Source organism: Rhizobium sp. KNZ2-6A (assembly GCF_056755475.1).
The window spans coordinates 60,318-86,075 of the sequence record NZ_JBNDIC010000003.1 but is presented as its reverse complement, the minus strand read 5'-3'; the positions used below and the strand labels follow the sequence as shown (position 1 = coordinate 86,075).

The window sequence follows — 25,758 nt, the reverse complement described above, 5'->3', positions numbered from 1 at the left end:
TTGGCGACATCATCACGTCTATAGGGACGAAGCGAAGGTATTGCCGACACGAACGCTTTATATCAGCATCCCAGACGGACGGGGCCAAAACCAGGCATGGTTTTTATCACCAAATGGTGCTATTTAGAACACCAGAACAAGGAAACAAGATAATGCGATCCACCATCAATCTCGACGATACTCTGATGGAAAGGGCTAAGTCCTTAACCGGCACGAAAGAAACAGCCGCCCTCGTCCGCCAGGCGTTGGAGACACTTGTCCGAGTGGAGTCGGGAAAACGCCTTATCGCGCTTGGAGGAACCATGCCTGATGCAGAGGCAGCCCCACGCCGCCGGAGCACAGCGGCTAAGTGATACTAGCAGACACTTCGATCTGGATTGATCATTTCCGCCATGCCGATACAGAGCTGCGCACGATTATCGAGGATGATCGTCTACTCTGCCATCCGGTTGTAATTGGCGAGCTGGCGCTTGGCAGCCTTCGCGATCGCGGGAGCGTGATAGCTTTGCTGGCGGCCCAACGCGAAGCCTTCGTTGCGACACACGACGAAGTCATGATGATGATTGATCGCCACGGCATTTTCAGTATGGGCATCGGCTACACAGATGCCCACTTGCTAGCCTCGGTCCTGCTCGATCAACGAGCGGCCTTGTGGACGAGAGACAAGCGCCTGCAGGCAGCGGCCGAAAAATCAGGCGCTTCACTGCATGTTCCGCTCAATGCGCGCAACTAAACTCTCAAATAATTCTGCTAAGGTTTCGGACTTTTTCCCATCCCTTTCTTGCTCTTGAAGGGTATCGAACCACCGACCTGTAAATTATTTGGCTTCTTCACACGACGGCGGCGCTGCGCTGGTCGTCGTAACCGTCGATCGGCGTCCAAAATTTGCACGCCGGAACACAATTCAGTATGCCGGATAAGCATTGGAGCAATTCGTTGCCATCGCATCGACAAGATGAAATTCACGACGATGAATTGGCGAGCTGGGCTGATGCCCACGGGGATCCCCGATAAGTTAAAGCAGCATCGAGGCACCACGGTCGAGATAGGTATCGAGGAATTGCTCAAGACGCGGGTTCCTCGGCTTCTTGAAGACCTCCTGCGGCGGCCCGGTGAACTGCACCTTGCCGTGGTCGAGGAAGATGATCTGCTGGCCGACGGTGGCGGCAAAACCTATCTCATGTGAGACAACAACCATGGTCATGCCCTCGGCGGCCAGATCGCGCATGACGTTCAGGACTTCGCCCGTCAGCTCCGGATCGAGCGATGAGGTCGGCTCATCGAACAGCATGATCTTCGGCCTGAGCGCTAGAGCGCGGGCGATCGCCACGCGCTGCTGTTGTCCGCCTGACAGCTGCGAGGGATAGTGCCCTGCTCGGGCTTCCAGCCCGACCTTCACGAGTTGCGCCATCGCAGCATCATCGGCTTCCTTCCGGCTCATCTTGTGAACCATCTTCAGCGCCTCGCTGACATTGCCGAGCGCCGTCATGTGCGGCCAGAGATTGAACTGCTGGAATACCATGCCGATCTGGGCGCGGATCGCACGGTTGGCGGCGGCTGAAATGCGCTCTCGCCGTCCTTGAGAATCCTCGGTGAAGCCAAGCACTTCACCGTTGATGGAGATCGTCCCGCGCGTTGCCTCCTCGAGAAAAGCCATGCAGCGCAAAAGCGTGCTCTTGCCGGAGCCCGATGGGCCGATGAGGCAGGAAACCTGCCCGGGCTCGATGGCAAGATCGATGCCATGAAGGACCGTGGTCTCCCCGAAGGTCTTGATGAGATTTTTGACTGCGATCGCGGGGACGCTCATGCGTTGAAAAACCTGAATCTGGAAAGTTTCGTTTCGGCAAGATTGCCAAGCCAGCCGGTGAGTTCGACGAGCACCCAATAGAAGAGCGCCAGCACGGACAATGCTTCGACGAAGGCATATTGCTGCGATCCGATAGCGCTCAGCGTTGCCGTCAGCTCTGGCACGGTGATGATGGACAAGACCGCCGTCTCCTTCATCAGGATGACTACCATATTCACGGATGGCGGCAGCACCAGCATCGTCATTTCCGGCAACAGAATGCGCCAGACGATCTGCCTCCGCGTCAAGCCAACGCATTCGCCGGCCTCGATATGGCCCTTCGGCACGGCCTGAAAGCCCGAACGGAAGATTTCGCTGAAATAGGCCGCGCCGTAGATCGAAATACCGATCAACCCGGCTGGCAATGGATCGAAATCAAGGCCGACGAAGGGACCGCCGTAATAGACTAGGAAGATCTGGATGAGAAACGGCGTGCCGCGTAGAACGGCGACAATGGCGCCCAGCGCCTTATCGACAATGACGCCGCCATATTGCCTGGCGACCGCCATCAGGAAACCAATGATGGCTGCGGCGATAGTGCCCAGGATCCAGATCATGATCGTCACGCCCGCACCGCTGACGATGGCTGGCCACTGCCCGATGATGACATTGATGTCGAAGGTCATCGCGGCACCCCGGGCAATCTGTTTTCGATCACGCCACCGGCAAGCGCCACCAGCCAGTTGATCATCAGATAGATGAGACCAGCGGACGCGAAAATCTGCAGCGGCAGGAAGGTGCTGCCGGCCAGGTCCTGTGCCATGCGTGTCAATTCGACGATGCCGACGACCGAGACCAGTGATGACGCCTTGAGGATCAGGATCGCCTCGTTGACGAGAGCTGGAAACGTGAGGCGCAGGGCAATCGGAACCTTGATGCGGCGGAAGGTCTGGCGCGGCGTCAGACCGACCATTTCAGCCGACTCCACCAAGCCTAGAGGCACGCTGGCAAAGCCGCCGCGCAGATTCTCGGCCTGGTAGGCTGCCGTGCAGAGCGACAGGCCGATGATCGCGGCCACGACGCTCGGCACATTGAGCCCGATGACCGGAAGCAGATTGTAGATCAGCAGCAATTGCACCAGCAGCGGCACGCCGCGGAAGAAGCTGATGAAAATCTGAGCAGGTCGCACGAAAAGGCTACGCCCCGATAGCAGCATTCCAGAAAGAAGGATCGCAATCGCAAAGCCGATAAGGATCGACACGACACTGATCGTCACCGTGTAGATCGACGCCTGCAGAAGCAACTCGAAGAGTTTGAAGGACATGTTCAGATTTCGCCCGATTGGCGGTCAGGAGGGTTCCGCTCGCATTGCTCGGCCATGCCTCGGCGCTGCCGCAGGCACGGCCGATTTCCGGTCACCAATCAGAATGCCGGGTCCTTGACGGAATCCGGCGTATCGAAGCTCGCGCCGAACCACTTCTTCTGCAGCGTCGCCATACGGCCATCAGCCTTGATTTTCAGCATGGCGGCATCGATCGCGTCCATCAGCGGCGCATGATCGGCATCCTTCAGGCCGATAAAGCCGAAATAGGATTTCTTGCCAAAAGGCGGAAGAACGACTTCGAACGTGCCTTCGCGCTGCTTGGCGACGAAAGCAATATTCGGCAGCGAGTTGGCAACGCCGGCGATGCGGCCGGCCGCCAGGTCCGCATAGGACTCCGTAAAGGCCGGATATTCGCGGATGTCGACCTTGGTCGGCAGGGTTTCGGAAAACTCCTTGAGCTGATCGAGCTGCGCGGTCGCCTTGCCGACGCCGATCTTCTTGCCGGCGATATCCCCAGGCTTGTTGATCGTCTTGTCGCCGGTTTTTTTCAGGATGGCGATGGTCGCCTCGGCAAGCGGCGGTGTGAAGCGATAGCGCTCCATGCGCTTCTTGGTGATCGTCGCCGGACCTGCGACGACGTCGAACTTGCCGGCTTCGAGCGCCGGGAAGACACCATCCCAGGGCAGCGTGACCCATTCGATCTTCACGCCGAGTTCCTTGCCGATCTCGTTGAAAAGATCGACGTTCAAGCCGACATGCTCCCCAGCATCGATAAAATCGAACGGCGCGAAAGCCGTCTCGGTGCCGACCTTCAGAGTGCCGGCGGCCTTCACGGCGGCAAGCGTATCGGCCGCATGGGCAGAAATCGTCGCGCCAAACAAAAATACGGCGCCGACCAGCCCTTTCAGAAGCGAATTCTTTTTCATATTTCTCTCCAGTTTTTTGTCCTTCCGATGGAAGGTCCAGATTCCCCAAGCATTGTCCCGCCGAACGGATTTCTCTGACCCGCTTTTGTCTATACAAATAGATACAGGCTGGCCTACACTGTCAAACATTAAACTCGATGAACGCAAGATTTGTGCCGCATAGCGGCAGTGGACCCAGTAAAAGCGGCTTTCGCGGAAACTGAATGTCATCATTGGATCGAGGTGAGTGTTGGTCTCAATTCATCGGAGAATTTTCGAAGACCTCGAAGCCAGGATCGTGAGCGGTGCTTGGCCGCCCGGTTATCGCATCCCCTTCGAACACGAGCTCGTACAAGAGTATCAATGTTCCCGGATGACCGTGAACAAGGCGCTTTCGGCCTTGGCGGGACGCGGCATGATCATACGCCGCCGGAAGGTTGGTTCCTTCGTCGCCTCGCGACAGATCGACCGCACGGTGATGGATATTCAGGACATTTCCACGGAGGCCGAGCTGGCGGGGCATGACCACAGCTACAGGATGCTGATGCGAAAGATCGAGACGCTGGATGCCGCGACCGCGGCACAGCTCGGCGAACCAATGGGGGCGGAGATCCTGCGGCTTCACTGCCTGCATGCGGTGGACGGCAAGCCGAATGCGCTGGAACGGCGCATCATCATGCTCGCCATGGTGCCGTCTGCCAGAACCGAGAGCTTTGCTTCGGTTCCGCCCGGCAAATGGCTGCTGGACATGGTGCCCTGGTCGAAGGCAAGACACGTCATTCGCGCCGTTTCGGCCGATGCCGCCACGGCACGCCTGCTTGAGACCGAGCGCGGCGAGGCCTGCCTGACACTCATCCGCCAGACATGGCAGACGAGCCGCACGGTCACCTATGTCGAGATCATCCATCCCGGCGACCGTTTCCAGTTCGCCGGCGACTTTCATCCGAGTGAGAGAGGCGTCATGGATCAACTGTCGCGGAGGAGCGCCTCTTGATCGAGAAACAGGCTATCAGGACAGTTCCGCTCAAAGGCCTGCAGGTCTTCGAGGCTGTGGGCCGTTGTGGCAGCGTAAGCGCCGCTGCCCTGGAGCTGAAGGTTTCCCCCGGCGCGATCAGTCAGCAGATCCGCAAGATCGAGAGCTTTCTCGGCGTCACCTTGCTGGAGCGCAACGGCCGCACCGTGGAACTCACCCAGTGGGGGCGGCTCTATCATCAGGAAATATCGAAGGGCTTCGAGCAATTCGTGCTTGCGGAACAGATTTTGGAGCGGGCGCGCAACGAGAATGCCCTGGTTCTCAGTGCCCTGTCTTCCGTCGTCAACAAATGGATAGGACGCCGGATCTTCGACTGGCAGGCCCTACATCCGAGCGCCCATGTCAGGATCGTCGGCCGCGACAAGGAACCGCGCATGGGCTTCGACGACATCGATTTCCGCATCAGCTATGGATCGGATGTGCTGCAGCATGATCACTATACGGAGCTGTTCCGCGACTGGGTCGTCCCGGCCTGCTCGCCGGCACTGATCAAAGGCAAGGCTCCCTCCGCCGCGCGGCTTCTCGAATATCCACTCCTGCATGTCGAATGGGAGCGGCATTTCACGCCCTATCCGAGCTGGCGCGAATTCGCCGCCAAGACGGGCGCAGCACTCGAAGAGAGCAGCGCCGGTCTGTCCTTCACCCTGTCGAGCAGTGCCATCGATGCGGCCGTCAACAAGCGCGGCATCGTTCTCGCGCAGATGTCGATGATCGCGGATGAACTGGAAGCACAGACGCTCGTCATCCCCATCGATATCCGCATTCCGTTGCAAGAGAGCTATTTCCTCGCTTGGGATAGGGCAGCATTGCAAAAGCCCTTCGGTCCCGCATTTCGCGAGTGGCTTGTTTCGATCTCCCGTCAACAGGCGCGCATATCCGCACCGTCGACCTCGGCATAGACTTTTAGAAAAACTAAAACGAAAGACAGTGCTGCGATATTGATGAAGAAAATCGCAGGACGATAATCTGCACAGACTTTGGGCTTGGCGAGCAGGAGAACGGTATGGCGCGCACCGACAAGATGAAGCTGGGCACTTTTGTCTACACCTTCGGTTTTCATCCAGCCTCCTGGCTTCATCCGGCCAGCGACGTCAACGGCGCCAATGATTTCAGTCATCTTCTCGGCGTCGCCAAGCGATCCGAAGAAGCCAAATTCGATTTCATGTTCATGGCGGATTCGCCCGCCGCAGCCGTCGGTGATCCCGATGCGCTTGCCCGCATTCCGACCAAGATGAATCGCTTCGAGCCGTTGTCGCTGCTGGCGGCGCTGTCCGTTACCACCAGCAATCTCGGCCTCGTCGCCACCGTCTCGACGAGCTACTACGAGCCCTACAACGTTGCTCGCCTCTTCGCATCGATCGACCACTTGAGCGGCGGCCGCGCCTGCTGGAACGTCGTGACCTCCGATCACGACGAGACCGGCTACAACTTCAACCGCGAAGGGCTGGATCCACATGCGCTGCGCTATGAGCGCGGCAATGAATTCGTCGATGTCGTGTTCGGCCTGTGGGACAGTTTCGAGGAAGATGCCCTGCTTCTCGACCGGGAGAGTGGCGTCTATTACGACAAGACGAAGCATCACACGTTGAACCACAAGGGCAAGCACTTCCAGGTGCGCGGGCCGCTTAACATCGCCCGCTCGCCGCAGGGCCGTCCGGTGATCGCGCAAGCCGGCGGATCGGAACCCGGCATGGATATGGCGGCGCGCACCGCCGAGATCGTCTTCAGCCTCGCCTCCAACATCGACCGCAACCGCGACTTCTATGCCAATGTCAAAGGCCGCATGCCTGCCTACGGGCGCGACCCGCAAGATCTGAAAATCATGCCCGGCGTGGTCATCAATGTCGGGGAGACCCAGGCCGAAGCGGAAGCCAAGGTCAACTATCTCATCGACCGGATGCATCCGGATGTCGGCCGGCTGATGCTGTCGGAATTTCTCGAGGCCGATCTGCGCGGCGTACCGCTGGATCAGCCCTTCCCCATGGACAGGCTTCCCTCTGCACCCAAGGGCTCGCGCGCTTTATTCGACGAGCTCGTCGATTTCGTCAAAAGCGGACGCACGGTCGGTGAGCTTGTCCGCCATTATGCGGAAAAGCATACCGGCAACGGCATTACCGGCACACCGACGCAAATTGCCGACTTCATGGAGGAATGGTTCGAGACGCGCGCCGCCGACGGCTTCATCCTGATGTTCCCGACCCTGCCCTCCAGCCTTGACGACTTTGTCAAGCTTGTCCTGCCGGAATTGCGGCGCCGCGGTCTCTTCCGCGAGGAATACGAAGGACGGACACTCCGCGAGAACCTCGGCCTTTCCAGGCCCATAAATCGCTTTGCGAAAGGTCCCGTTACCGCATGAAGAAGGAGTTGCTCCGATGACAAACGGATCCTCGATCGATCAGGAGAGTTTCAAGCTTTCCATGCGTCACCTTGCGGGCGCGGTCAGCGTCATCACCGTTGGCGAAGGCGAGGAGCGTACCGGTTTCACCGCGACCTCCGTCTCGTCGCTCTCGGCAGACGCTCCCTCGGTTATCGTCAGCCTGAACCGAGCATCCTCCTCATGGTCGATTCTCGAACGCCATCGTTGCTTTTGCGTCAATGTACTGGCCGACGACCAGCAGCATATCGCACGGTCCTTTGCCGGCCTTGGTGGGCGCCGCGGCGCCGAGCGCTACCGCGATGCCGGTTGGTATCACCTGAAAACCGGGGCGGCCGCGCTGGAAAATGCTTTGACAGTGTTGGATTGCGAGCTGGAGAAAGCGATACACCATCACTCCCATGTGATCTTGATCGGCCGGGTCTGCGCCATCGACGTCCGACGCCATACCAGCCCGCTCTTATACTGGGACGGTGGCTATCGTAAGCTCGGCGCCGCGGCTGATCTCGCTCATACCAACTAGCATTGTTTCAACGAAGGCGATCGGACAGGAGCCCAATGGACGCCGCGTCGGCATTGGCAAAGGCAAGCCGCAGATAGCGTTCCTGTCCCACACCGAAATAGCTTCCGGGGATACTGACGATACCCGCCTGCTTTGCCAGCCTCTCGGCCACCTCGGCAGAAGATTGGTCGGCGAAGGGGTGGCGCACGAACGCGAAATAGGCACCGATCGCGGCGATGTCCCAACCAGGCAGATCAGACAGAACGGCCTTCAGCGCCTCCGCTCGGCGGGCGATCTCGAGCCGATTGCCTGCCCGCCAATCTGCAAGCACCGGCAAGGCGGCAGCTACCGCCACTTGGGCGGAGCGCGGGGCGCAAATCTGCATATTGTCCATGATCTTGGCGATCTCGCCCAAAAGCTTAGGCCCCGCCGTCACCGCCCCCAGCCTGTGACCGGGGATACAGAACGATTTCGAGAAGCTGTAAAGCAGAACGAGCGTCTCCTCCCAGCCGGGCTCGGACAGAAGCGCATGCGGCCGGCCGTAATCACCCGGAAGAAAGTCACGATAGGTCTCGTCCAACACAAGCCAAGCGCCATATCTCCGGCACAGCGCAAAAAGATCATGCAGCAATGACGGCGGATAGACGGCCCCGGTCGGGTTGTTCGGCGTGACGACAGCAAGCGCCCGCGCTCCGGCTGCAAGCGCCTGCTCGGCCGACGCGATATCCGGCAGGAAGCCGCTGGCCGCATCACACTCGACAAGCATGCGCTTGATGCCAAGCATGGACAAGGTCGTCTCATGATTGAAATAGAAGGGATTTGTGAGTGCGATCGTGTCGCCGGCACCGGCAAGGGCGATGGCGGCACACATGAAGGCCTGATTGCAGCCGGAAGTGATATGGATATTGCCGGCCTGGATCGGCGCGCCGTACATGCCGCTCACGTGCCGCGCATAGGCTTCGCGCAGCACCATTTCTCCCTCGATCGGCCCATAGCCCGTCATGGCCTGCGATGCCGCCGCTTCGCCAAGGAGGCGCAGCATCTCGGGATGGGCAGGATAGCCGGGAACGGCCTGTGACAGGTCGATCAATGGCCCGCAAGCACCGGCATAGTCGCGCGCCCACGCAAAGACCGAGGGAATAGGCGGCGGCGAAAGCCGCGTTACGAAAGGATTGGGAATTGCGGATGGCATGACGATGGGTTCCTTGGAGACCGATTGCTACACCGATATCGAGAGCAATCTCAACTGCTTTTGTCAGATCGTATTGCTCCTCCCAGCGTGCCGTCCGCTCGTGCGGTCTGTCCGGCGGCCGAAATCCAGCTTGGAGCGAATTGTGGCCACCCAAATCCGCCGTCTGCTGACAAACGATCCAGCGCTGCCGGCACTTGCGGCCCTCATGAAAGAAATTGCAGGCGCATTATCAGGCGCCCTGTCTCTCGCCCACGCAGCCCTGGGGTGGACGCTTCAAGTCCGGACCAACCGAGGCGCGCGGGAAGCACCAGTTTGGCGGATATAGTCCGATCGACGTCGACAGGTCGACCCGATCAATCATGCCTATTCAAGAATTCCGAGACGGTTTTCAAGCAGAGGTCCCTCTCCTCGACATGCGGCATGTGGCTTGAATTCTCAAAGAGCACCCATTCGCAGCCCTTGACGCGGTCAACGTAAGGTCTGACCACCAGCGGCGTTGCCTCGTCATATTTGCCCGAGATCAGTAGGGTCGGCGCTTCGATGAGGGGAAGCCGGTCTTCGATCGTCCAGTCCTTCATCGTGCCGATGACATGAAATTCGGTCGGGCCGTTCATGTTGCGGTAGACGGTATTATCCTCGTCCATGATAGCGAAGGTACGGGCGACTTCCGGCGGCCAAGGCACAACACGACAGACATGGCGGTCGTAGAAGACGCGGGAAGCGGCAATGTATTCGGGATCGGTGATCGTGCCGGCTTGCTCGTGTTTCAGCAGCCTGTCCTGCACATCCTGCTGCAGTTCCTCGCGAAGGCGGTTCGCCTCCGCGACCCAGGTATGCATGTTGGCCGGCGAATTGGCGATGACGAGCGCCTTCAGACCTTTTGGCTGGCGCACGGCATGTTCGGCACCCAGCATGCCGCCCCAGGACTGGCCGAGAAAGGCGTAACGATCCTCAATGCCGAGATGCTTCAGGAGCGCATCGAGTTCTTCGAGGAAGAGTACCGGCGCCCAGAAGTCGGGACCCTTTTCAGGCAGGCGCGTGGAATTGCCGTTGCCGAGTTGATCGTAGTGGATCACAGGGCGGCCATCGATCTCGGTAATACCTTTGAAGCTGTCGACATAATCATGGGTGCAGCCCGGGCCGCCATGGGCGACGACGAGCGGCAGCTTGCCGGAATCGAGCGAGCCGGTGATGCGATACCATGTCCGGTACTCGCGAAAGGGCAGAAAGGCTTCCTGTGTCGGGGCTGCAGCCACGGGCTTCTCCATCTCTAGGCTTTGACGGACAAGACCATAACGCGACCCACGCGAAGGCGGCAGCTATCACAAGTTATAGGATAGCCGCTCGTCCAACAGGCGATAATGCGTGGCGCGGACGACGGCCTGCGTGCGGTTCTTGGCACCGAGCTTCTTTGCCGCGGCGTTAAGATGCATGACGACCGTCGGCACGGAGCGATCGATGATGCGTGAAATCTCCTTGGCGGAATAGCCTTCGGCGGAGTAGCGCAGGCATTCCCTCTCCCGCTCCGTCAGCCGGATCTTGCCGACGCTGAGTGCTCCGGCATCGAAGAGCGAATAGGCTGCCTCGTGGAAGACATGGGCGAGCAGATTGAAGTCGGCGATGTAGCGCAGGGCATCACGCTCGAATTCCTTGTTGCTGCCGAACCGGATGCCGGTGACGGTGGCGTAATCGCCGCGAGGCATGTGCACCGGTACGGTAACACCTGTCGACATGTCGCGCTCACTGAGATAGCGAGCGACGGGAGCAGTATCCTCGCTCATGAAGCGCTTGATCAGCGTATCGGCGTTGGAATCGTAATTCCAGAAGAAAGGCGCCGAGGTGCGCAGGGCGACCTGCTGCACGGGATCGATGCGGAAATAGCCGCGATCGAACCAGTATTCGTGCATATCGTCCGAGATATTTCGCAGCTTCAGGAGCGACGGGATCATGATCTTGCCGTCGAGATCGTAGGGCACCGGCGTAAAATCGTAGATCAACGCCTCGAAGCCGATTGCCTTCATGGCCTCGAAGACATGGTCGATGCGGCCGTCCAATGTCTGATGCGCCGTGAACTGACGTCTGATGGTTCCGATTTGGTCGAGCATGGCGCGGTTCCCATCTGTGCTTCCGGCCTCCCAACCTATCACTTCTTATAGCTGGTGCCGATCGCGGTTTAAGGTAAAAATTTAGCCATGCTCAAATATTGAGCAAGCAGAATCTTTCACCGGAGTTGTCAATGTGGCGTGAAATCCCGCCCGAGGCGCGGCACGACATCGAAGTCGATGGCTACAAGGTGGTCGCCTACAGTTTCGGGAGCGGGCCCGAAACCATCCTCTGCCTGAACGGCGGTCCAGGCCTGCCGTGCGACTATTTGCGCGAAGCCCACTCCTGCCTGATCGACAAGGGCTATCGTGTCGTCGCCTTCGATCAGCTCGGCACCGGTGCCTCCGACCGACCGACGGATAAGGGCCTATGGACCATCGGCCGTTATGTCGAGGAGACGGAGACGGTCCGCAAAGCGCTCGGCCTCGGCAAGGTGCATATGCTCGGCCACTCCTGGGGCGGCTGGCTGGCGATCGACTATGCACTCACCTATCCCGAGAACCTGCAGACGCTGATCCTCGAAGACACCGTTGCGGACATGCCGCATCTCATTTCCGAACTGGAGCGGCTGCGCGCCGCACTTGGCCAGGAAACCGTCGCCATGATGCAGAAGCACGAGGCGCAGGGAACTTACAATCATCCCGAATATCTCGCGGCTGTCACCATCCTCAACTATCGCCATGTCTGTCGTCTGCCGGAATGGCCGGCGCCGGTTCGCCGCTCGCTGGACGATTGGAACATGGATCCCTACGAGACGATGCAGGGGCCGAACGAATTTCTCTATATCGGCAATCTCAGGGACTGGAACCGCATTCCCGACCTGCCGCGTCTGCCCATGCCCGTACTGATCACAACGGGCGAGCATGACGAACTGACGCCAGCCTGCGCGCTTCGAATGAAGCTCGCCTTGCAAGATGCCGAGCTCAAGGTCTTCGCCAATGCCAGTCACATGCCCTTCTACGAAAATCCGCAGGACTACTATCCGGCACTTCTCGATTTCCTGTCGCGGCACAGGGCAAGCTGATGCACGATAAGGTGATCCAAACCCGACGACGACAAAGGGGCGATCGCCGCCATGCATCGCTATAAATTCATTCTGACACGGCCGCTGCAGTTCCTGCCGGTCATTTTCGGCATCAGCGTCATTACCTTCGTTCTGGTGCGCCTGATTCCCGGCGATCCCGCGCGCAACATCCTCGGCACGCGCGCGACGCCGACGGCGCTTGCCAATATCCGCGCGCAGTATGGCCTCGACCAGCCGATGTGGCTGCAATACTTCTATTTCATCAAGAATCTCGGCAACGGCGAGATGGGCAAGTCGATCCTATACAAGATCGACGTGCTGCCGCTGATCGCCACCCGAATCGAACCGACGGTTGCCCTAGTCGTCTCAAGCGTCATCCTGTCGATCCTGATCGCCGTACCGATGGCCGCGATTGCCGCGCGCAATGCCGGCCGCGCGCCGGATCATATCGTTCGCATCGTCTCAACTTTCGGCATCGGCTTTCCGCCATTCTGGCTGGGGCTGATGTTGATCATCCTGTTCAGCGTCCAGCTCGGCGTCTTGCCGGTGTCGGGCTATGGATCGACGATCGTCGACAAGGTCGCCCATCTCATCCTGCCGGCTCTGACCGTCGCGCTGTCGCTCTCGACGGTGCTGACCCGCAGCCTGCGGGCTGCGATGATCGAATCCCTCAAATCGGACGTGGCGACCGCTGCTCGTGCCCGCGGCATGCCGGAAGGCATCGTCTTCTGGCGGCATGTCGTGCCGAACTCGCTGGTGCCATCGATCAATCTGCTTGCCGTCAACATCGGCTGGCTGATCGGCGGAACCGTCGTCGTCGAAAGTGTCTTCGCTCTGCCCGGCATGGGTCAACTTTTGGTGCGCGCCATCTTCTCCCGCGACTACATGGTCGTCCAGGGTGTCGCGATGGTGTTTGCCTGCGCTACCGTGCTTGTCAATTTCCTAGCCGATATCGTGACCGTTGCAGCCGACCCGCGGGTGACGCTATGAATGTCGAAGCGATCGCCCACTCTTCTGGCGCCTGGAGAAAATTTCTTGGAAAACACCTAACGCTGACGCTCGGCGGCGGTATCCTGCTGTTCTTCCTAATTCTTGCGATCTGCGCCCCCATCGTCGCGCCCTATGATCCGATCTTCCAGAATGCCGATGTGCGCCTGCAGGCTCCGTCGCTGCCGCACCCTTTCGGGACGGATAATTTCGGCCGCGATATCCTGTCGCGCGTCATCTGGGGCGCGCGTATAGATCTGCAGATCGCGGTCATCGGAGTGTTCTTCCCCTTTCTGATCGGCACCACGGTCGGCACTATCGCGGGCTTCTTCGGCGGCATCGTCGATGCGCTGTTCATGCGCATCGTCGATGTCATCCTCGCTTTCCCGTTTTTGGTGTTGATGCTGTCGATCATTGCCATCCTCGGACCGGGACTGAGCAGCTTTTACATCGCCATGGCGCTGGTCGGCTGGGTTTCCTATGCCCGCCTCATCCGCGCGCAGATGCTGGTCCTGAAGGGCAGCGACTACGCGGTTGCCGCCGCCAGCCTCGGCTTCAGCCGGCCGCGCATCATGTTCCGTCATCTGCTGCCAAACGCTATTGCCGGCTCGATCGTCTTTTCCATGTCGGACGCGGTGCTCGTGCTCTTGAGCGGCGCGGCGGTCAGCTATCTCGGCCTCGGCGTGCAGCCGCCGATCGCCGAGTGGGGCGTCATGGTCGCCGAAGGCCAGAGCTTCATCACCACAGCCTGGTGGATCACGCTCTTTCCCGGCCTTTCCATTGTCTGCCTCGCCTTCGGCTTCAGCATGCTGGGCGATGCGCTCGGCGAATTGCTCGGAGTGCATGAATGAGCGCGCCCGTCCTTTCCGTCCGCAATCTCGTTGTTAAAGCCCATCTCGACAACGGCACACGCACGCTGATTGATGACGTCTCGCTTGATCTCGATAAGGGCGAAATCCTCGGTCTTGTCGGCGAGAGCGGCTCTGGCAAGAGCCTCCTGTGCCGTTCGCTCGTGCGGCTGCTGCCGTCCTCGCTGCTGAAGATCGAAAGCGGCTCGATCCGCCTCGAAGGACGGGAATTGACCGAGGTCAGCGATGCGGAGATGCTTGAGGTGCGCGGCGGCGAGATCGGCATGATCTTCCAGAACCCGACGAGCCATCTCGATCCCGTCATGCGTATCGGTGACCAGATCGCCGAGGGCATCCGCTATCATCAGGGCCTCAATGCTCGCGCGGCCCGCGCGGCGGCAACCGAGATCCTTGGCCAGGTCGGCTTTCCCGATCCTGTCAGGCAATATGACAGCTATGCGCACGAATTTTCCGGCGGAATGCGCCAGCGCGCCATGATCGGCGTAGCACTTTCCTGCAATCCGAAGATCCTGATCGCCGATGAGCCGACGACCGCGCTCGATGTCACCATCCAAGCGCAGATTCTCAGCCTCTTGATCGACATACGCGACAAGCGCGGCCTCTCCATCATCCTCATCACCCATGATCTCGGCATCGTCGCCCAAACCTGCGACCGGATCGCCGTGATGCGCGGCGGAAAGCTGCTGGAGGAAGGTCCGAAACGGGCACTTCTGTCACAACCGGGGCATCCCTATACGGTCGACCTGATCAACAGCCATCCGTCGATGCCCGATGAAACAGCATCCGTCAGGGAACCCACGAAAGGCGCTACGTCCCTCAAACCCCTCCTTGAAATCGACGATCTTCACGTCCGCTTCAATGTCGGCAGCGGCTTTCTCAAGGGCAGCAGTAAAAGAACCGTCAACGCCGTCTGCGGCGTCAGCTTGCGGGTAATGCCGGGCGAAACCGTGGGGATCGTCGGCGAATCCGGCAGCGGCAAGAGCACGCTTGCTCGTGCTATTCTTGGCCTGACGCCGCTCTCCTCCGGGCACATCACCTTCGGCGGGGTCGACCTGGCGCAGCAGAGAACGGCGGGGCTCATCAAGCTGCGGCGCGAGGCGGCCATGGTGTTCCAGGACCCCTACAATGCGCTCAACCCGCGGCTGACGATCGGCGAGATGATTTCCGAAGTGCTTAAAGTGCAGGGCAAGGTCGTATCGGCCGATATTCCCGCCCGCGTCGGCGAACTGCTGGACCTCGTCGGCCTGGAGCGCGAATTTGTCAATCGCAAGCCGCGCAGCATGAGCGGCGGCCAGTGCCAGCGCGCCGGTATCGCTCGAGCACTCGCCGTCGATCCCACGCTCATCATCGCCGACGAATGCGTCGCCGCTCTCGACGTCACCATACAAGCGCAGATCATCGAGCTCTTCCGCGAGCTGACGCGGAAGATGAACCTGACCCTACTCTTCATCGCCCATGACCTCGCCATCGTCCGCAATCTTTGCGAACGCACCATCGTCATGTATCGCGGCGAAATCGTCGAGGAAGGCGCGTCCGAGGAGGTCTTCATGCGGCCGAAACATGCCTATACGGCCTCGCTCATCGCCGCCATCCCGGACATCGATCCAGACAAGCCGCTCTTCGCCGACACCGATCTTCGAAGCGAAAGGAGAGTTGGCGAAATCCTGCCATTCAAACGCATGCCATAACAACCAAGGGAACGATCTTATGACCAGCAGATGGAAATCAATTGGGCTTGCGGCCATCGTCGCCGGCCTTACTCTCACTGCAAGCTATGCCGAAGCAGCAGGCGTTCTGACCATCGGCCGCCGCGAGGATTCGACGACGTTCGATCCGATCAAGACGGCGCAGAACATCGACAACTGGGTCTTCTCGAACGTCTACGACGTGCTGATCCGCGTCGACAAAACCGGCACCAAGCTGGAGCCCGGTCTCGCCGAAAGTTGGACTGCATCCGACGATGGCCTGACCTATGTCTTTAAGATCCGCGACACGAAATTCTCCGACGGCTCGCCGCTGACGGCCGAGGATGCCGCCTTCAGCCTGCTGCGCATCCGCGACGACGCGGCCTCGCTCTGGAGCGATTCCTACAAGGTGATCGATACCGCGGTCGCAACCGACGCGCATACACTGACGATCAAGCTCAAACACGCCTCCGCACCCTTCCTGTCGACGCTGGCGCTGCCGAATGCCTCCGTCATCTCCAAGAAGGGCATGGAATCGCTCGGCCCCGACGCCTATGGCGAAAAGCCGATCGGTTCCGGTGCCTTCGTCGTCGACGAATGGCGGCGCGGTGACCGTATCATCCTCAAGAAGAACCCTTATTTCTGGCAGGCCGACCGTGTGAAGCTTGATGGCGTCGAATGGATCTCCGTGCCGGACGACAATACCCGTATGCTGAACGTCCAGGCCGGCCAGCTCGATGCAGCGATCTTCGTGCCCTTCTCCCGCGTGGCGGAGCTGAAGAAGGACCCCAACCTCAATGTCGATATCGACGCTTCGACCCGTGAGGATCATCTTCTGATCAACCACGCGCATGGTGAGCTCGGCAAGAAGGAAGTCCGCCAGGCCCTCGACCTCGCCATCGACAAGAAAGCGATCGTCGACGCCGTCACCTTCGGCCAGGGTGCGGTTGCCAATTCCTACATTCCGAAGGGCGCGCTTTATCACTATGCCGACAACCTGCAACGCCCCTACGATCCGGACAAAGCCAAGAAGATGCTGACAGAGGCCGGCGTTTCCAACCTGACGCTGACCTATCTTCTCCGCGCGGGCGACGAAGTCGACGAGCAGACGGCCGTGCTGGTGCAGCAGCAATTGCAGAAAGCCGGCATCACCGCCAACCTGCAGAAGGTCGATCCCAGCCAGGAATGGGATATGACGGTCGCCGGAGACTATGACATCTCGGTCAATTATTGGACCAACGACATTCTCGACCCGGACCAAAAAACGACCTTCGTGCTCGGCCACGATTCCAACAACAACTATTCGACCAACTACAAGAACGAGACCGTGAAGGAGTTGGTCGCCAAGGCTCGCCTGGAGCTCGATCCCAAGAAGCGTGAACAGATGTATATCGATCTGCAGAAGGTGGCGAAGGACGACGTCAACTGGGTCGACCTCTACTACAGCCCCTATATCAACGTCTCGCGCAAGAATATCGAGAACTTCTACCAGAACCCGCTCGGCCGCTTCTTCCTCGAAGATACGGTCAAGAACTGAATTTCTACTGCCGATCTTTGCTCCGCCGCCCGGCGGAGCATCGCTCCTTGAACGCGGAGATTGATCGTGTCGCCAGACGAGATCGATAGACGGTTCGGAAAGAAGCTGAGGCGGCGCTGCGCGGCGGAGGTGCAAGAGCCATATCAAGCGGATTGCGCGCGGAGCAGTCCGAGACCGTTACCAACGATACGCAGCCATCCACCTTCCATGGCCTAGATGAGATTCGAGCCGTAGATGTCGGTTGATATCCTGGCACCTCATGAAATAGAGAAGCGATTTCATGTATTTGGGAAATGCTGCTCATCCGCGCGTGATAAAAGCCGGCGCAGCAAGCGGCTGCATTTCTGGTTCCAGCAAATAGCGCGTGGCTTGGGTGCGTACTGTCAATTTCCGCATTGCCCATTGTAAAATCAAAAATTGAGCGTACATATAGGACATCGACCATTGCTTGTGATGTCGTTCCAGAGCCTTATGCTCCCGTTGGATTTCCTCTCAAATAATCGATCTTATCCCGCAATGCATCGCGGGACCCACAACGATTGCTGGGGAAGGAAATCGCAATGAATACTGGCACTGTAAAGTGGTTTAATCCCACCAAGGGCTTCGGCTTCATCCAGCCTGACAACGGCGGCATAGACGTGTTTGTCCATGTCTCTGCTGTGGAGCGCGCGGGAATGCGTTCGCTTTCGGACGGCCAGAAGATCAGCTACGACGCCGTGCAGGATGGAAAGTCCGGCAAGAGCTCCGCTGACAACCTTCAGGCGGCATGAATTCGTCATTCGCTCCGCTGACCACGGATGTACTGGCAGCTAAGCCGAATGACTGTGAGAGGTCGGGTCCATGCCCGGCCTTTTGTTTTCTGGGAATTGAGCTTCTCATGACTGGCATCCACCACCGCTCCGATGACAGGATCGTTTTCGAGATCTCGTAATGTGATAACATCGAGCTGCAAGATGCGGTCGGGTCTTCGCCGTGATGGAAGCTCAAGGCATCGCGCTGCGGTATGTGCTTTGACAATGCGAATTTTTACGCGTCAGCCGCAATAATATCGATATCACGGCTTCGACCGCGCCTAGATCCGGCGAAATGGGCATCGCAGACGGTGCGATCGGTTCGTAACGTGCAGGAAAATGACAATAGCCTGCCCAAACGGCGATACAGGCGCGTCTTGGACGTCAACAGCCGTGCCACAGGAACCGCCGTCTCGGTGGACGGCCTTACCCAAACAAAAGGAGGACGCGATGTCTTCCAACGAATATTCCGCATGCCTTTCACGAAACCTGGTTCGAACGAGTACGTTCGCATATCGTGATCACGCGGATCTGTGCACGCTCCTGGAAACCGCCGTTGGCCGAGACTCCCAGCGAAGTCTGCCTCTAGCGAGCACGACGATATTTCCCGATTTCGGCTCCCATTGGAAAACCCGCATGCCAGCATCCCTCCGGGCCTTACGCTCCCGCGGCAATAGGGCCGTTTCGGAAGAAACGCCAAACCAAATTCAAGCAGTTAAATAGCGCCGACACCTATCCGGGCGCCCAAGGAGAAACCAATGGCTAAAGGCCAAATGCGCAGCAACCGAGAGATCCGCAAGCCCAAGAAAGACAAGACAGCAGCAGCGGCACCAGCCCCATCCGGCGCGCAGGTTAAGCTTGCAAGCGGCAACCCGGCAAATCTCGGCAAGAAATAGCAAGCTGGCGCGCCATCAAACCAAACTCACTGCGAGTGGGCGCGCTATCGCACTCATTATTCGAGGAACAAATGATAAATCATACCCCCCGACAATCCGCGGAAAAGCTCTTTCGCGTGCCCTGCGCCGAAGCAGGATCAAATGCCGAAAAGCTCCTGAACCTTCGAAAGAGGATGCAGCGGCGCAAGCGCGAGCTTCGAGACACCGAGCGCGAAATCAGAGATGCCGCGCGGGTAGAACTCCCTTCCCGAACCTGGAGGACAACCACGTGACCAGATTCGATTACATAGAGGGAGCAGGACTTTATGCGGGCAAAGCGATACGCGGACGTAGCGGACTTCGTTATAGGCGTTTCGAAACGGCCGCCGAGGCGCTCCGCTTCGCGGTCGAAGACCTGCCTGGCACGCAGCAGCGAGGCTCTCTGTTGGAAGTAGACGAGGCGCGCTTCGACCACAATCAGATCCGCGCGCTTTACGACGCGCCAGATTATCCGCTTTCCCGGCGGATCAAGTGATCGAGGAAGCGTCCTGCTGGGGATCTGTCGCTGCGCAAAATGACTTAATGTGCGGAGAGATTTCTCTGCGCCGCTGCCGAACAGAAAGATGCACGTTGACCGCGACAATGCCGCCGGGCCAGTCAGGGAGAGGAAGCCTATACTCACGGGCATAGCCTGGGGATCAAAACAGATGGCGATCCAACCGGCGGGAGGGCGGACGCAGACGCCTCGCGATGCGATTGCCACAGATGCGAAACCTTATTGTGGAAGCGCGCGATGCTCTTCAGGCACAGCCGTGCAATTCAGATCTGTACAGGAGTGCGATGAGACTTGTTCCGAGATCGAACAGCACATCGTACCTACATTGCAATTCGAATGCCGCACCCCCATATTTCTATAGGAGTAGAGCTGCGAAGATGCAGCCGTTCGCGGGAATTAGGGCTCCCGGGCGCAGGATGAGGGTGTCTCTACATCTGTAACACAGGCATCCGGCCAGAGCCCGGATGCGCCTCAGGCGAGACCGCTACTACGTCCCTAATAGCATGCTCTGCGACGGTCCAAATGAATTGGACATTACCAACCCTCCGGGAGAGAATGCGTGACACTGACCTTTCCCAATAAAAGCCGCAGTTTTGACGAGAGCCGCAATGCAGTCCGCTTCTCAGGGTATGACGGCATGTTCGAAATCCGGTTTTTAGTCGAAGCCGATGCCTTGCCGACCGCAAGCCGGTCCGGCCGCTCGGAGGACGAGTGCCTGGGAGCCTTCGACAGGGCTCGCGAGAGCATTCTGGAAGCCGCCACCCATGCCTACGGCCGCGGCGGCAAAGACCGATATATCCTGACGGCGCAGGATATCCGCCGGTAGACTTTTACACCCGGAAGGGCCAATGCAGGAGCCGAAACAATGGCAGTCGACAGAAAATATCTCAGCGTCGCGGTCCGCGCGGCTGCCCGCCGCCCCGACCAGGGCGATCTTGAATCGGCCGTCGACAGCGCGCTCGCCGACGCCGGCGATCTCGACTCCAGCTATATCTTCGTCACCGCGCGCGGCCGCGACATCACGCTGGCCGGATGGGTGCATATGAAAGCGGAGGTATCACTTGCCGAGGAGATTACGCTGAGAACCAAGGGCGTGCGCAAGGTTCACAATGAACTGTCGCCGGATTTATGAGGCAAGTCCGTCCGTCACCATTTCCGTCGGCGCGGCTGCGCCGTGTTCCTGCCCGGCCACCAGCGAAAACCCGGGACATCCGATTTTCGACGGCGGTCATCGGGACGGCTCCAGCGTCGCATTCATTACTGCCAAGAGATCAGCGAGCGCCGTCTGCTCGATCCGGACGACCCTGCTCAAGCGGCTGCCCTCCCACGACGGGCCTTCGATCGGCTCTTCATCCTGCGCGATTTTGTAATCGACGGCCGGATGCATCTCACCAACAAGATCTGACAGCGCGAAAGGGGCGGATATGCGCTGCCTTCGCCTTCGTTCTCGACAAGCAGGAAGCCCACCGCGAAAAGACGTGGCCGCGCGAACGGCATGTCGTGACTTCACAATAAAAAAAGAGGCATTTGAATGTCGAGACAAAACAACGCCACGCCCTTTACCGCCAGTGATCGCCACGACTTCGGCGCCAACGGCAAGCGTCCGGACGGCAATCCCTCCGCGAAGGAATTGATCGCCCATGCCGCCGCCGCACGCACCGATCTCGCGGTGCCGGCCGAGGAAGCACGCGCAGTTGACGAACTCGGTGAAGCAAAGAAGCCGCGGCATCGGTCCACAAAAAGCCGAAGCACTGAGAACGATGCTAAGAGTCTGGCTATCCGGGATCTTCCCACAATGAGAGAACTCGATCAGGCGCGGACCGATCACAGCAGGAAGATCGCCATCCGGGAAGCTGAGAGGCATGCCGAGGAGCCTGACGAAAAAGCCGGGAAGTGAACAAGGATTAGAGCCATCGACCGCACCCGCGTGCGCGGCGGAGCTGGCTCAATGCTCTAAGGGGAGGAGCGAAGAGCCGCTCTGCCTCGGTGCAGGCGTGGATAACCTCGTATGATCAGAACCCGAGCCGACGCAGATCCTCAGTGACGAACGTCTGGCCGCTGCGGTTCTTGACGCTTGGCAGCTCGCAGACTTTCGCGCGCCAGGCGTTCAGCGCGGAATAATCCTCCGGCACGGCAATGCCGGCAGCATCGGCGAACATCAGCCCGGCAAAGACTGTGATGTCGGCCATCGAGAACGCATCGCCAGCGACGTAGGGATGGCTCTGCAACACCGTGTCGAAATACTTCATGCCGCCGAGAGCCCGATCGCGCTGGCGGTTGCCCCAATCCTGACGGCCGGCCCATTCGGGGCTCTTGAACACTTGCAGTGCGGGGCCAAGACCAGGCGTCGCGTAATGGAAATAGTTGCCGACCGCGTCGAGCAGCTCGGTTTCGGCCCGTTTCTGCATCATATGGATGACGGCTTTTTCCTTCGGCGTTTGGCCGGTGAGCTTCGGGTGGCCGTCGAGATTGTCGAGATATTCGGTGATGGCGGTCGCCTCGGCAATATACGCACCATCGTCGAGCTGCAGGACCGGCAGCACGCCGGACGGGTTCTTTTCAAGAAAGGCCGGCTGCTTGTGTTCGGCGGCGATGAGGTCGACGGAGACGAACTCGACCTGCGGCTCGAGCCCCTTCTCGGCGAGGACGATGCGGATGCGAGCCGGATTGGGAAAGCCGGGGCGGTCGAAGATTTTCATAACACGGTTCCTTTAACTGTCTATCGATAGATAGATAACGCTTTGCCATCTATCCCTTCCCTTTATCGGCGTCAACAACTATCTATCGAGTGATAGGTACGGAGTTACGATGGCTAAAACCAAAACAGATATGCATGAGGCGCTGATGACTGCCGCAAAGGCAACGGTGCAGGCGCGCGGCTACAATGCGCTCAGCTTTCGCGAGCTAGCAAAAGAGGTCGGGATCAAAAGCGCCAGCGTGCACTACCATTTCCCCACAAAAGGCGATCTTGGGGCTGCATTGGCCCGCCGTTACACTGAAGATGGGGCGGCCTATCTGGCGGAGCTGCTGGCCAGCTCCGACGACCCCTCATTGTGCATGGATCGATATACCGAGATCTTTCGCTCGGCACTGACTAACGACAATCGCATGTGCCTGTGCGGCATCATGAGTGCCGAGTTCGATGATCTTCCGATCGAGGTTCGGACTGAAGTGGACAGGTTCGCCGAGATGAACGTGGGCTGGATCAAGCAAGTCTTGGCGAGAGCTGAACCTGCGGCGAGCGAGGAACAATTGCAGGAACACGCGATGGCAATCTTTGCCGCCATCGAAGGCGCGCAGCTCATCGCGCGCGGCTGCCAGAATATCGGCATCTATGACCGGACGATCCAGGCTTATCGGACCACGGGCCTTATTCCGTGATGTCCAGCCGACGGCGCGAACGGCCAATGTTCAATGTGTCGGCTTGATTGGGGTCTGGACTGACGACCCTGTTGTTACAAAAGTGGTCAGCGCTCTATTCGTATCGATCTGAACATGAAGGACCCATACTAGGCCATAGTGACGATTGAACGGTTTGGGATTTCCCAGAGGTGCAAATCAGATTCAACACTGATTTTGGAGGTCAGCGATGGACTGCGACGCGCTTCGGACGATCAGCAAAAATAACGACAAAAGACGCCCACGACATCCTGGGCGTCCAAAGTCAGCCAATGCCCACGGTGCAATAGCCGTGTTTTTCTAGCGACGAAGAAAGAAAGGCGCTACGGGTCTCTCCCGCATTCCTTGATGTAACCGCTGGACATTAGATCGCTCGAGCAACCGCTGCATCGATCTCGGGCTGGAGAGTTGCAATGAAACCTTCCATCGTCGCTTCGCCCAGGTCAACAGCTTTGGCGCCACCACCCGCCACCACAGTCACGTCGGTGATTCCGATCACGTTGAGGATCAGGCGCAGGTACTGGGGCGCGATGTCGCGGTCGCGGATCGGCGAACCTTCGGTGTAAACACCTCCACTCGCGATCAGCACCGTCGCCTTTTTGCCCGTAACCAGGCCCTCGCCGTTGAATCCCAGCGTCTTACCCTTGCGGACTATATGATCGACCCACGCCTTGAGCGTGGCGGGGATGTTGTAGTTGTGGACCGGCGTGGCGATGAGGATGTGATCGGCTGCAAGGAACTCCGCGACCAGCTCGTCGGACAGGCTCAGCGCCTCTTTCATTGCAGCCGTCTGCTGCTTGGGTGGCGTGAAGTAAGCCTGCAACCACGGCGCATCAACGAACGCCAGAGCGGTTTCTGCGAGATCGCGGTTTAGGACGATTCCACCGGGATGCGCGGTCCCCCATTCGGCGACGAAGCGCAGGGTCATGTTACGCGAGATCGAACGGTCGCCACGCGGGCTGGTTTCGACGACAAGAAGCTTGGTCATGGTTGTTCCTTCGTTGAGATTTAAGTCGGGTTGGGGTCAACCGAAGCGGAAGCCGGAAATCGGCTTGCCGAGGGCATGACCGTGGAAGTGAACCGCACACGGAGGCGACTGCGGCCGCTACCATCAGCGGCTGCAGATGGTCCTCGCGCGGTTGGGCATAGCGAGCGTTGGGCGGCAAGGATTGCGCGTGGTCGCTCGGCGAACGTCGCCGCTAGCCCGCGCAGACAGGTTTCCAGTTCGCACCAGGTATCGCGCATAGTCCCCGATTTCAGGAAGAAACCGGGTCCGCCTCCATTATTGTCAAAGAAAGTCGGTCGCATGAGCGACACTATTATTCGTTGAAAAGGATCAGAAGAAGTGATAAAAATATGATGATCTTTATCTGTTAGGATGATGGATGATCGGTAACCTTACCCTCGACCAGTTGCGGATCATTGTGACTATCTCGGATACGGGCAGCTTCTCCGCCGCAGGCCGCAGGCTCGGGCGCGCGCAATCCGCTATCAGCCAAGCCGTCGCGACACTGGAGGCCGTCCAAGGCGTCTCCTTATTCGACCGCTCGGGATTCCGCCCGGTGCTGACCGACGTGGGCCGCGTGCTGGTGGCAAAAGCGCGCACAGTTCTGTCCGGCGTCGCCCAATTCGAGGTAGTCGCCGCCGGAATACGCGACGGGCTCGAACCCGAACTGGCGGTCGCGATCGACCCGCTGGTGCCTACTGCCGCCTTCATCGACAGCCTGGATGCGCTGCGGGCCGAGTTTCCTTCCCTCCCCGTGAGCTTTTCAACCGAGGGGCTGGGCGGGGCCGAGCGAAGATTGCGGCGCGGAGACGCGGCGCTCGCGCTCTGCACCCTGCTGCCGGGCGTGCCTGAAGATGTCGCAGCTCGGCCCCTCCTTGGCATCGACCTTGTTCCGGTGGTGTCGCCAACGCATCCATTGGCGAAGCTGGCCCGGCCAGTGACAGCCGCTGATTTGGAAGAGCATACGCAACTCGTCCTTTCCGATCCGGCCGCCCCCGATGATCCTGGCTACGGCATCATCGGAACCAGGGCCTGGCGCTTTGTGGACCTCGGGCGGCGACTGGACTTCCTGCTGGCGGGGCTTGGATGGTGCCGTATGCCCGAGTATCTCGTATCGCCGCATCTGGCCGAAGGGCGCCTCGTCTCTCTCGCCATCGAAGACGACCCTGACCGCGCGCGAGGTCCGTTAATGATTTACGCCGCCCGGATGCGGGACCGCGCCCTCGGACGGGCAGGGAGTTGGCTCCTCAATGAGTTGCAGGATCGCCTCGCCTGACCGGCCGCCGGTTCACGGATTCCACGCCGCCTGTCAGAGACCGCGCGCAGCCGAGTGCGACCAGCCCATCCCTCCGCCAAAGCCCACCGCCAATCCGGTCAGGTCGGCCGTCGCGTTCAAGGCCCTCTACCGGGAGCTGAGTCGCTTTGGTCGCTCCATGAGGACGTGGGTTGAAGTGCGTCCCACTTCAACGAAACCATGTCGTCGGTAGAGGCTACCAACTGGGTTCCACAGAAGATATTCAAGGCGAACGGGGAGGTCTTCGCCGTCCGCAAGTTCGAAGCAGTGGGCAAGAATTTTCGAGCCAACACCCAATTGGCCGTCCATTCATCTCGATCTGACAAACTGGCTTCTCGCGCAATCGTTGAACGTGGACTTCGCGCTGGAATTTTTCATCCCATCCCCACTGCTGAATGATGTGAGGGCCGAGAGCCTGTTTCTTCGCCTGGAATGAGAACTCAAATTCCTCATCCGTCGGTGTGAGCATCTTAAATGTGAAATCAGGAGGAAGGTCAGGAACTTTCATAGGATCGA

28 protein-coding genes are annotated in these 25,758 nt (G+C 59.2%); 18 read left to right on the top strand and 10 right to left on the bottom strand.

Annotated elements, in window-relative coordinates; all coding sequences use genetic code 11:
• Positions 1-152: 152 nt before the first annotated feature.
• Positions 153-353: a type II toxin-antitoxin system VapB family antitoxin gene (locus ACPYOP_RS03165; RefSeq protein ID WP_481408938.1), complete on the top strand. Its 201-nt coding sequence runs from the start codon at positions 153-155 to the stop codon at positions 351-353.
• A complete protein-coding gene (locus ACPYOP_RS03160) occupies positions 350-733 on the top strand; it encodes a type II toxin-antitoxin system VapC family toxin (protein WP_481408937.1) in 384 nt (127 codons plus the stop codon). Before ACPYOP_RS03165 ends, ACPYOP_RS03160 begins: the two co-directional genes overlap by 4 nt.
• A 282-nt stretch (positions 734-1,015) precedes the next feature.
• Here the strand turns inward: ACPYOP_RS03160 and ACPYOP_RS03155 are convergent, their stop codons facing one another.
• The 4 genes from ACPYOP_RS03155 to ACPYOP_RS03140 all read right to left on the bottom strand — a co-directional run bounded on the left by ACPYOP_RS03155 (position 1,016) and on the right by ACPYOP_RS03140 (position 4,036).
• The gene (locus ACPYOP_RS03155; RefSeq protein WP_481408936.1) at positions 1,016-1,807 is read right to left on the bottom strand and encodes an amino acid ABC transporter ATP-binding protein; all 792 of its coding nucleotides are present in this window, start codon (positions 1,805-1,807) and stop codon (positions 1,016-1,018) included.
• Complete coding sequence (locus ACPYOP_RS03150; RefSeq protein ID WP_481408935.1) at positions 1,804-2,472, bottom strand: amino acid ABC transporter permease; 669 nt, start codon at positions 2,470-2,472, stop codon at positions 1,804-1,806. Before ACPYOP_RS03150 ends, ACPYOP_RS03155 begins: the two co-directional genes overlap by 4 nt.
• Entirely contained in the window at positions 2,469-3,110 is a 642-nt protein-coding gene (locus tag ACPYOP_RS03145) for an amino acid ABC transporter permease (protein ID WP_481408934.1), read from the bottom strand. The genes ACPYOP_RS03150 and ACPYOP_RS03145 overlap by 4 nt, the downstream gene beginning before the upstream one ends.
• 98 nt (positions 3,111-3,208) lie before the next feature.
• Positions 3,209-4,036 carry a transporter substrate-binding domain-containing protein gene (locus ACPYOP_RS03140; protein WP_481408933.1) on the bottom strand — a complete coding sequence of 276 codons (828 nt, stop codon included), beginning with the start codon at positions 4,034-4,036 and terminating at the stop codon, positions 3,209-3,211.
• 229 nt (positions 4,037-4,265) lie between these two features.
• Between ACPYOP_RS03140 and hutC the strand changes: the two genes are divergently transcribed.
• From hutC to ACPYOP_RS03120, 4 genes are all read left to right on the top strand, one after another.
• Complete coding sequence (hutC, locus tag ACPYOP_RS03135; protein ID WP_481409086.1) at positions 4,266-5,009, top strand: histidine utilization repressor; 744 nt, start codon at positions 4,266-4,268, stop codon at positions 5,007-5,009.
• Complete coding sequence (locus tag ACPYOP_RS03130; protein ID WP_481408932.1) at positions 5,006-5,947, top strand: LysR family transcriptional regulator; 942 nt, start codon at positions 5,006-5,008, stop codon at positions 5,945-5,947. Before hutC ends, ACPYOP_RS03130 begins: the two co-directional genes overlap by 4 nt.
• Before the next feature lie 104 nt (positions 5,948-6,051).
• Positions 6,052-7,404 (top strand): LLM class flavin-dependent oxidoreductase, encoded by a 1,353-nt coding sequence (locus ACPYOP_RS03125; protein ID WP_481408931.1) that lies wholly within the window; start codon positions 6,052-6,054, stop codon positions 7,402-7,404.
• 16 nt (positions 7,405-7,420) lie between these two features.
• Entirely contained in the window at positions 7,421-7,945 is a 525-nt protein-coding gene (locus ACPYOP_RS03120; protein WP_481408930.1) for a flavin reductase family protein, read from the top strand.
• A gap of 7 nt (positions 7,946-7,952) precedes the next feature.
• Here ACPYOP_RS03120 and ACPYOP_RS03115 read toward each other — a convergent pair whose 3' ends face one another.
• From ACPYOP_RS03115 to ACPYOP_RS03105, 3 genes are all read right to left on the bottom strand, one after another.
• Entirely contained in the window at positions 7,953-9,116 is a 1,164-nt protein-coding gene (locus tag ACPYOP_RS03115; protein ID WP_481408929.1) for an aminotransferase, read from the bottom strand.
• A 353-nt stretch (positions 9,117-9,469) separates the two neighbouring features.
• The gene (locus ACPYOP_RS03110) at positions 9,470-10,384 is read right to left on the bottom strand and encodes a proline iminopeptidase-family hydrolase (RefSeq protein ID WP_481408928.1); all 915 of its coding nucleotides are present in this window, start codon (positions 10,382-10,384) and stop codon (positions 9,470-9,472) included.
• 54 nt (positions 10,385-10,438) lie between these two features.
• Positions 10,439-11,221, bottom strand: a complete 783-nt coding sequence (locus tag ACPYOP_RS03105) for a helix-turn-helix transcriptional regulator (protein WP_481408927.1) — start codon at positions 11,219-11,221, stop codon at positions 10,439-10,441.
• A gap of 131 nt (positions 11,222-11,352) precedes the next feature.
• Here ACPYOP_RS03105 and ACPYOP_RS03100 point away from each other — a divergent pair, with 131 nt between their 5' ends.
• The 10 genes from ACPYOP_RS03100 (at position 11,353) to ACPYOP_RS03055 (ending at position 20,675) form a co-directional block, all read left to right on the top strand.
• Complete coding sequence (locus ACPYOP_RS03100; protein WP_481408926.1) at positions 11,353-12,243, top strand: proline iminopeptidase-family hydrolase; 891 nt, start codon at positions 11,353-11,355, stop codon at positions 12,241-12,243.
• A gap of 51 nt (positions 12,244-12,294) precedes the next feature.
• Positions 12,295-13,233, top strand: coding sequence for an ABC transporter permease (locus ACPYOP_RS03095; protein WP_481408925.1), 939 nt, complete (start codon positions 12,295-12,297; stop codon positions 13,231-13,233).
• A complete protein-coding gene (locus tag ACPYOP_RS03090) occupies positions 13,230-14,081 on the top strand; it encodes an ABC transporter permease (RefSeq protein ID WP_481408924.1) in 852 nt (283 codons plus the stop codon). Before ACPYOP_RS03095 ends, ACPYOP_RS03090 begins: the two co-directional genes overlap by 4 nt.
• The gene (locus ACPYOP_RS03085) at positions 14,078-15,787 is read left to right on the top strand and encodes a dipeptide ABC transporter ATP-binding protein (RefSeq protein WP_481408923.1); all 1,710 of its coding nucleotides are present in this window, start codon (positions 14,078-14,080) and stop codon (positions 15,785-15,787) included. The genes ACPYOP_RS03090 and ACPYOP_RS03085 overlap by 4 nt, the downstream gene beginning before the upstream one ends.
• A gap of 19 nt (positions 15,788-15,806) precedes the next feature.
• Positions 15,807-17,321, top strand: coding sequence for an ABC transporter substrate-binding protein (locus ACPYOP_RS03080; RefSeq protein WP_481408922.1), 1,515 nt, complete (start codon positions 15,807-15,809; stop codon positions 17,319-17,321).
• A 560-nt stretch (positions 17,322-17,881) separates the two neighbouring features.
• Positions 17,882-18,091 carry a cold-shock protein gene (locus tag ACPYOP_RS03075; RefSeq protein ID WP_481408921.1) on the top strand — a complete coding sequence of 70 codons (210 nt, stop codon included), beginning with the start codon at positions 17,882-17,884 and terminating at the stop codon, positions 18,089-18,091.
• Positions 18,092-18,870: 779 nt separating this feature from the next.
• Positions 18,871-19,008, top strand: a complete 138-nt coding sequence (locus ACPYOP_RS03070; protein ID WP_481408920.1) for a hypothetical protein — start codon at positions 18,871-18,873, stop codon at positions 19,006-19,008.
• Positions 19,009-19,276: 268 nt separating this feature from the next.
• A complete protein-coding gene (locus ACPYOP_RS03065; RefSeq protein WP_481408919.1) occupies positions 19,277-19,522 on the top strand; it encodes a hypothetical protein in 246 nt (81 codons plus the stop codon).
• 580 nt (positions 19,523-20,102) lie between these two features.
• Positions 20,103-20,369, top strand: coding sequence for a DUF1488 family protein (locus ACPYOP_RS03060; RefSeq protein ID WP_481408918.1), 267 nt, complete (start codon positions 20,103-20,105; stop codon positions 20,367-20,369).
• 39 nt (positions 20,370-20,408) lie between these two features.
• A complete protein-coding gene (locus ACPYOP_RS03055) occupies positions 20,409-20,675 on the top strand; it encodes a BON domain-containing protein (protein WP_481408917.1) in 267 nt (88 codons plus the stop codon).
• A 96-nt stretch (positions 20,676-20,771) separates the two neighbouring features.
• Here ACPYOP_RS03055 and ACPYOP_RS03050 read toward each other — a convergent pair whose 3' ends face one another.
• Positions 20,772-21,407, bottom strand: coding sequence for a hypothetical protein (locus ACPYOP_RS03050; protein WP_481408916.1), 636 nt, complete (start codon positions 21,405-21,407; stop codon positions 20,772-20,774).
• A 148-nt stretch (positions 21,408-21,555) separates the two neighbouring features.
• Positions 21,556-22,242, bottom strand: coding sequence for a glutathione S-transferase family protein (locus ACPYOP_RS03045; protein WP_481408915.1), 687 nt, complete (start codon positions 22,240-22,242; stop codon positions 21,556-21,558).
• A 109-nt stretch (positions 22,243-22,351) separates the two neighbouring features.
• Here ACPYOP_RS03045 and ACPYOP_RS03040 point away from each other — a divergent pair, with 109 nt between their 5' ends.
• A complete protein-coding gene (locus ACPYOP_RS03040) occupies positions 22,352-22,924 on the top strand; it encodes a TetR/AcrR family transcriptional regulator (RefSeq protein WP_481408914.1) in 573 nt (190 codons plus the stop codon).
• A gap of 382 nt (positions 22,925-23,306) precedes the next feature.
• Here ACPYOP_RS03040 and ACPYOP_RS03035 read toward each other — a convergent pair whose 3' ends face one another.
• Positions 23,307-23,930, bottom strand: a complete 624-nt coding sequence (locus tag ACPYOP_RS03035; protein ID WP_481408913.1) for an FMN-dependent NADH-azoreductase — start codon at positions 23,928-23,930, stop codon at positions 23,307-23,309.
• Positions 23,931-24,327: 397 nt separating this feature from the next.
• Here ACPYOP_RS03035 and ACPYOP_RS03030 point away from each other — a divergent pair, with 397 nt between their 5' ends.
• A complete protein-coding gene (locus ACPYOP_RS03030) occupies positions 24,328-25,224 on the top strand; it encodes a LysR family transcriptional regulator (RefSeq protein ID WP_481408912.1) in 897 nt (298 codons plus the stop codon).
• The last annotated feature ends 534 nt before the right edge of the window (positions 25,225-25,758 follow it).

Excerpts from the sequence above, each read along its gene's own strand:
- ACPYOP_RS03165 (WP_481408938.1), top strand. The coding sequence starts at position 153 with ATGCGATCCACCATCAATCTCGACGATACTCTGATGGAAAGGGCTAAG.
- ACPYOP_RS03155 (WP_481408936.1), bottom strand. The coding sequence starts at position 1,807 with ATGAGCGTCCCCGCGATCGCAGTCAAAAATCTCATCAAGACCTTCGGG.
- ACPYOP_RS03150 (WP_481408935.1), bottom strand. The coding sequence starts at position 2,472 with ATGACCTTCGACATCAATGTCATCATCGGGCAGTGGCCAGCCATCGTC.
- ACPYOP_RS03145 (WP_481408934.1), bottom strand. The coding sequence starts at position 3,110 with ATGTCCTTCAAACTCTTCGAGTTGCTTCTGCAGGCGTCGATCTACACG.
- ACPYOP_RS03140 (WP_481408933.1), bottom strand. The coding sequence starts at position 4,036 with ATGAAAAAGAATTCGCTTCTGAAAGGGCTGGTCGGCGCCGTATTTTTG.
- ACPYOP_RS03125 (WP_481408931.1), top strand. The coding sequence starts at position 6,052 with ATGGCGCGCACCGACAAGATGAAGCTGGGCACTTTTGTCTACACCTTC.
- ACPYOP_RS03120 (WP_481408930.1), top strand. The coding sequence starts at position 7,421 with ATGACAAACGGATCCTCGATCGATCAGGAGAGTTTCAAGCTTTCCATG.
- ACPYOP_RS03115 (WP_481408929.1), bottom strand. The coding sequence starts at position 9,116 with ATGCCATCCGCAATTCCCAATCCTTTCGTAACGCGGCTTTCGCCGCCG.
- ACPYOP_RS03110 (WP_481408928.1), bottom strand. The coding sequence starts at position 10,384 with ATGGAGAAGCCCGTGGCTGCAGCCCCGACACAGGAAGCCTTTCTGCCC.
- ACPYOP_RS03105 (WP_481408927.1), bottom strand. The coding sequence starts at position 11,221 with ATGCTCGACCAAATCGGAACCATCAGACGTCAGTTCACGGCGCATCAG.
- ACPYOP_RS03100 (WP_481408926.1), top strand. The coding sequence starts at position 11,353 with ATGTGGCGTGAAATCCCGCCCGAGGCGCGGCACGACATCGAAGTCGAT.
- ACPYOP_RS03095 (WP_481408925.1), top strand. The coding sequence starts at position 12,295 with ATGCATCGCTATAAATTCATTCTGACACGGCCGCTGCAGTTCCTGCCG.
- ACPYOP_RS03090 (WP_481408924.1), top strand. The coding sequence starts at position 13,230 with ATGAATGTCGAAGCGATCGCCCACTCTTCTGGCGCCTGGAGAAAATTT.
- ACPYOP_RS03085 (WP_481408923.1), top strand. The coding sequence starts at position 14,078 with ATGAGCGCGCCCGTCCTTTCCGTCCGCAATCTCGTTGTTAAAGCCCAT.
- ACPYOP_RS03080 (WP_481408922.1), top strand. The coding sequence starts at position 15,807 with ATGACCAGCAGATGGAAATCAATTGGGCTTGCGGCCATCGTCGCCGGC.
- ACPYOP_RS03075 (WP_481408921.1), top strand. The coding sequence starts at position 17,882 with ATGAATACTGGCACTGTAAAGTGGTTTAATCCCACCAAGGGCTTCGGC.
- ACPYOP_RS03070 (WP_481408920.1), top strand. The coding sequence starts at position 18,871 with ATGGCTAAAGGCCAAATGCGCAGCAACCGAGAGATCCGCAAGCCCAAG.
- ACPYOP_RS03055 (WP_481408917.1), top strand. The coding sequence starts at position 20,409 with ATGGCAGTCGACAGAAAATATCTCAGCGTCGCGGTCCGCGCGGCTGCC.
- ACPYOP_RS03050 (WP_481408916.1), bottom strand. The coding sequence starts at position 21,407 with ATGCCTCTCAGCTTCCCGGATGGCGATCTTCCTGCTGTGATCGGTCCG.
- ACPYOP_RS03045 (WP_481408915.1), bottom strand. The coding sequence starts at position 22,242 with ATGAAAATCTTCGACCGCCCCGGCTTTCCCAATCCGGCTCGCATCCGC.
- ACPYOP_RS03040 (WP_481408914.1), top strand. The coding sequence starts at position 22,352 with ATGGCTAAAACCAAAACAGATATGCATGAGGCGCTGATGACTGCCGCA.
- ACPYOP_RS03035 (WP_481408913.1), bottom strand. The coding sequence starts at position 23,930 with ATGACCAAGCTTCTTGTCGTCGAAACCAGCCCGCGTGGCGACCGTTCG.
- ACPYOP_RS03030 (WP_481408912.1), top strand. The coding sequence starts at position 24,328 with ATGATCGGTAACCTTACCCTCGACCAGTTGCGGATCATTGTGACTATC.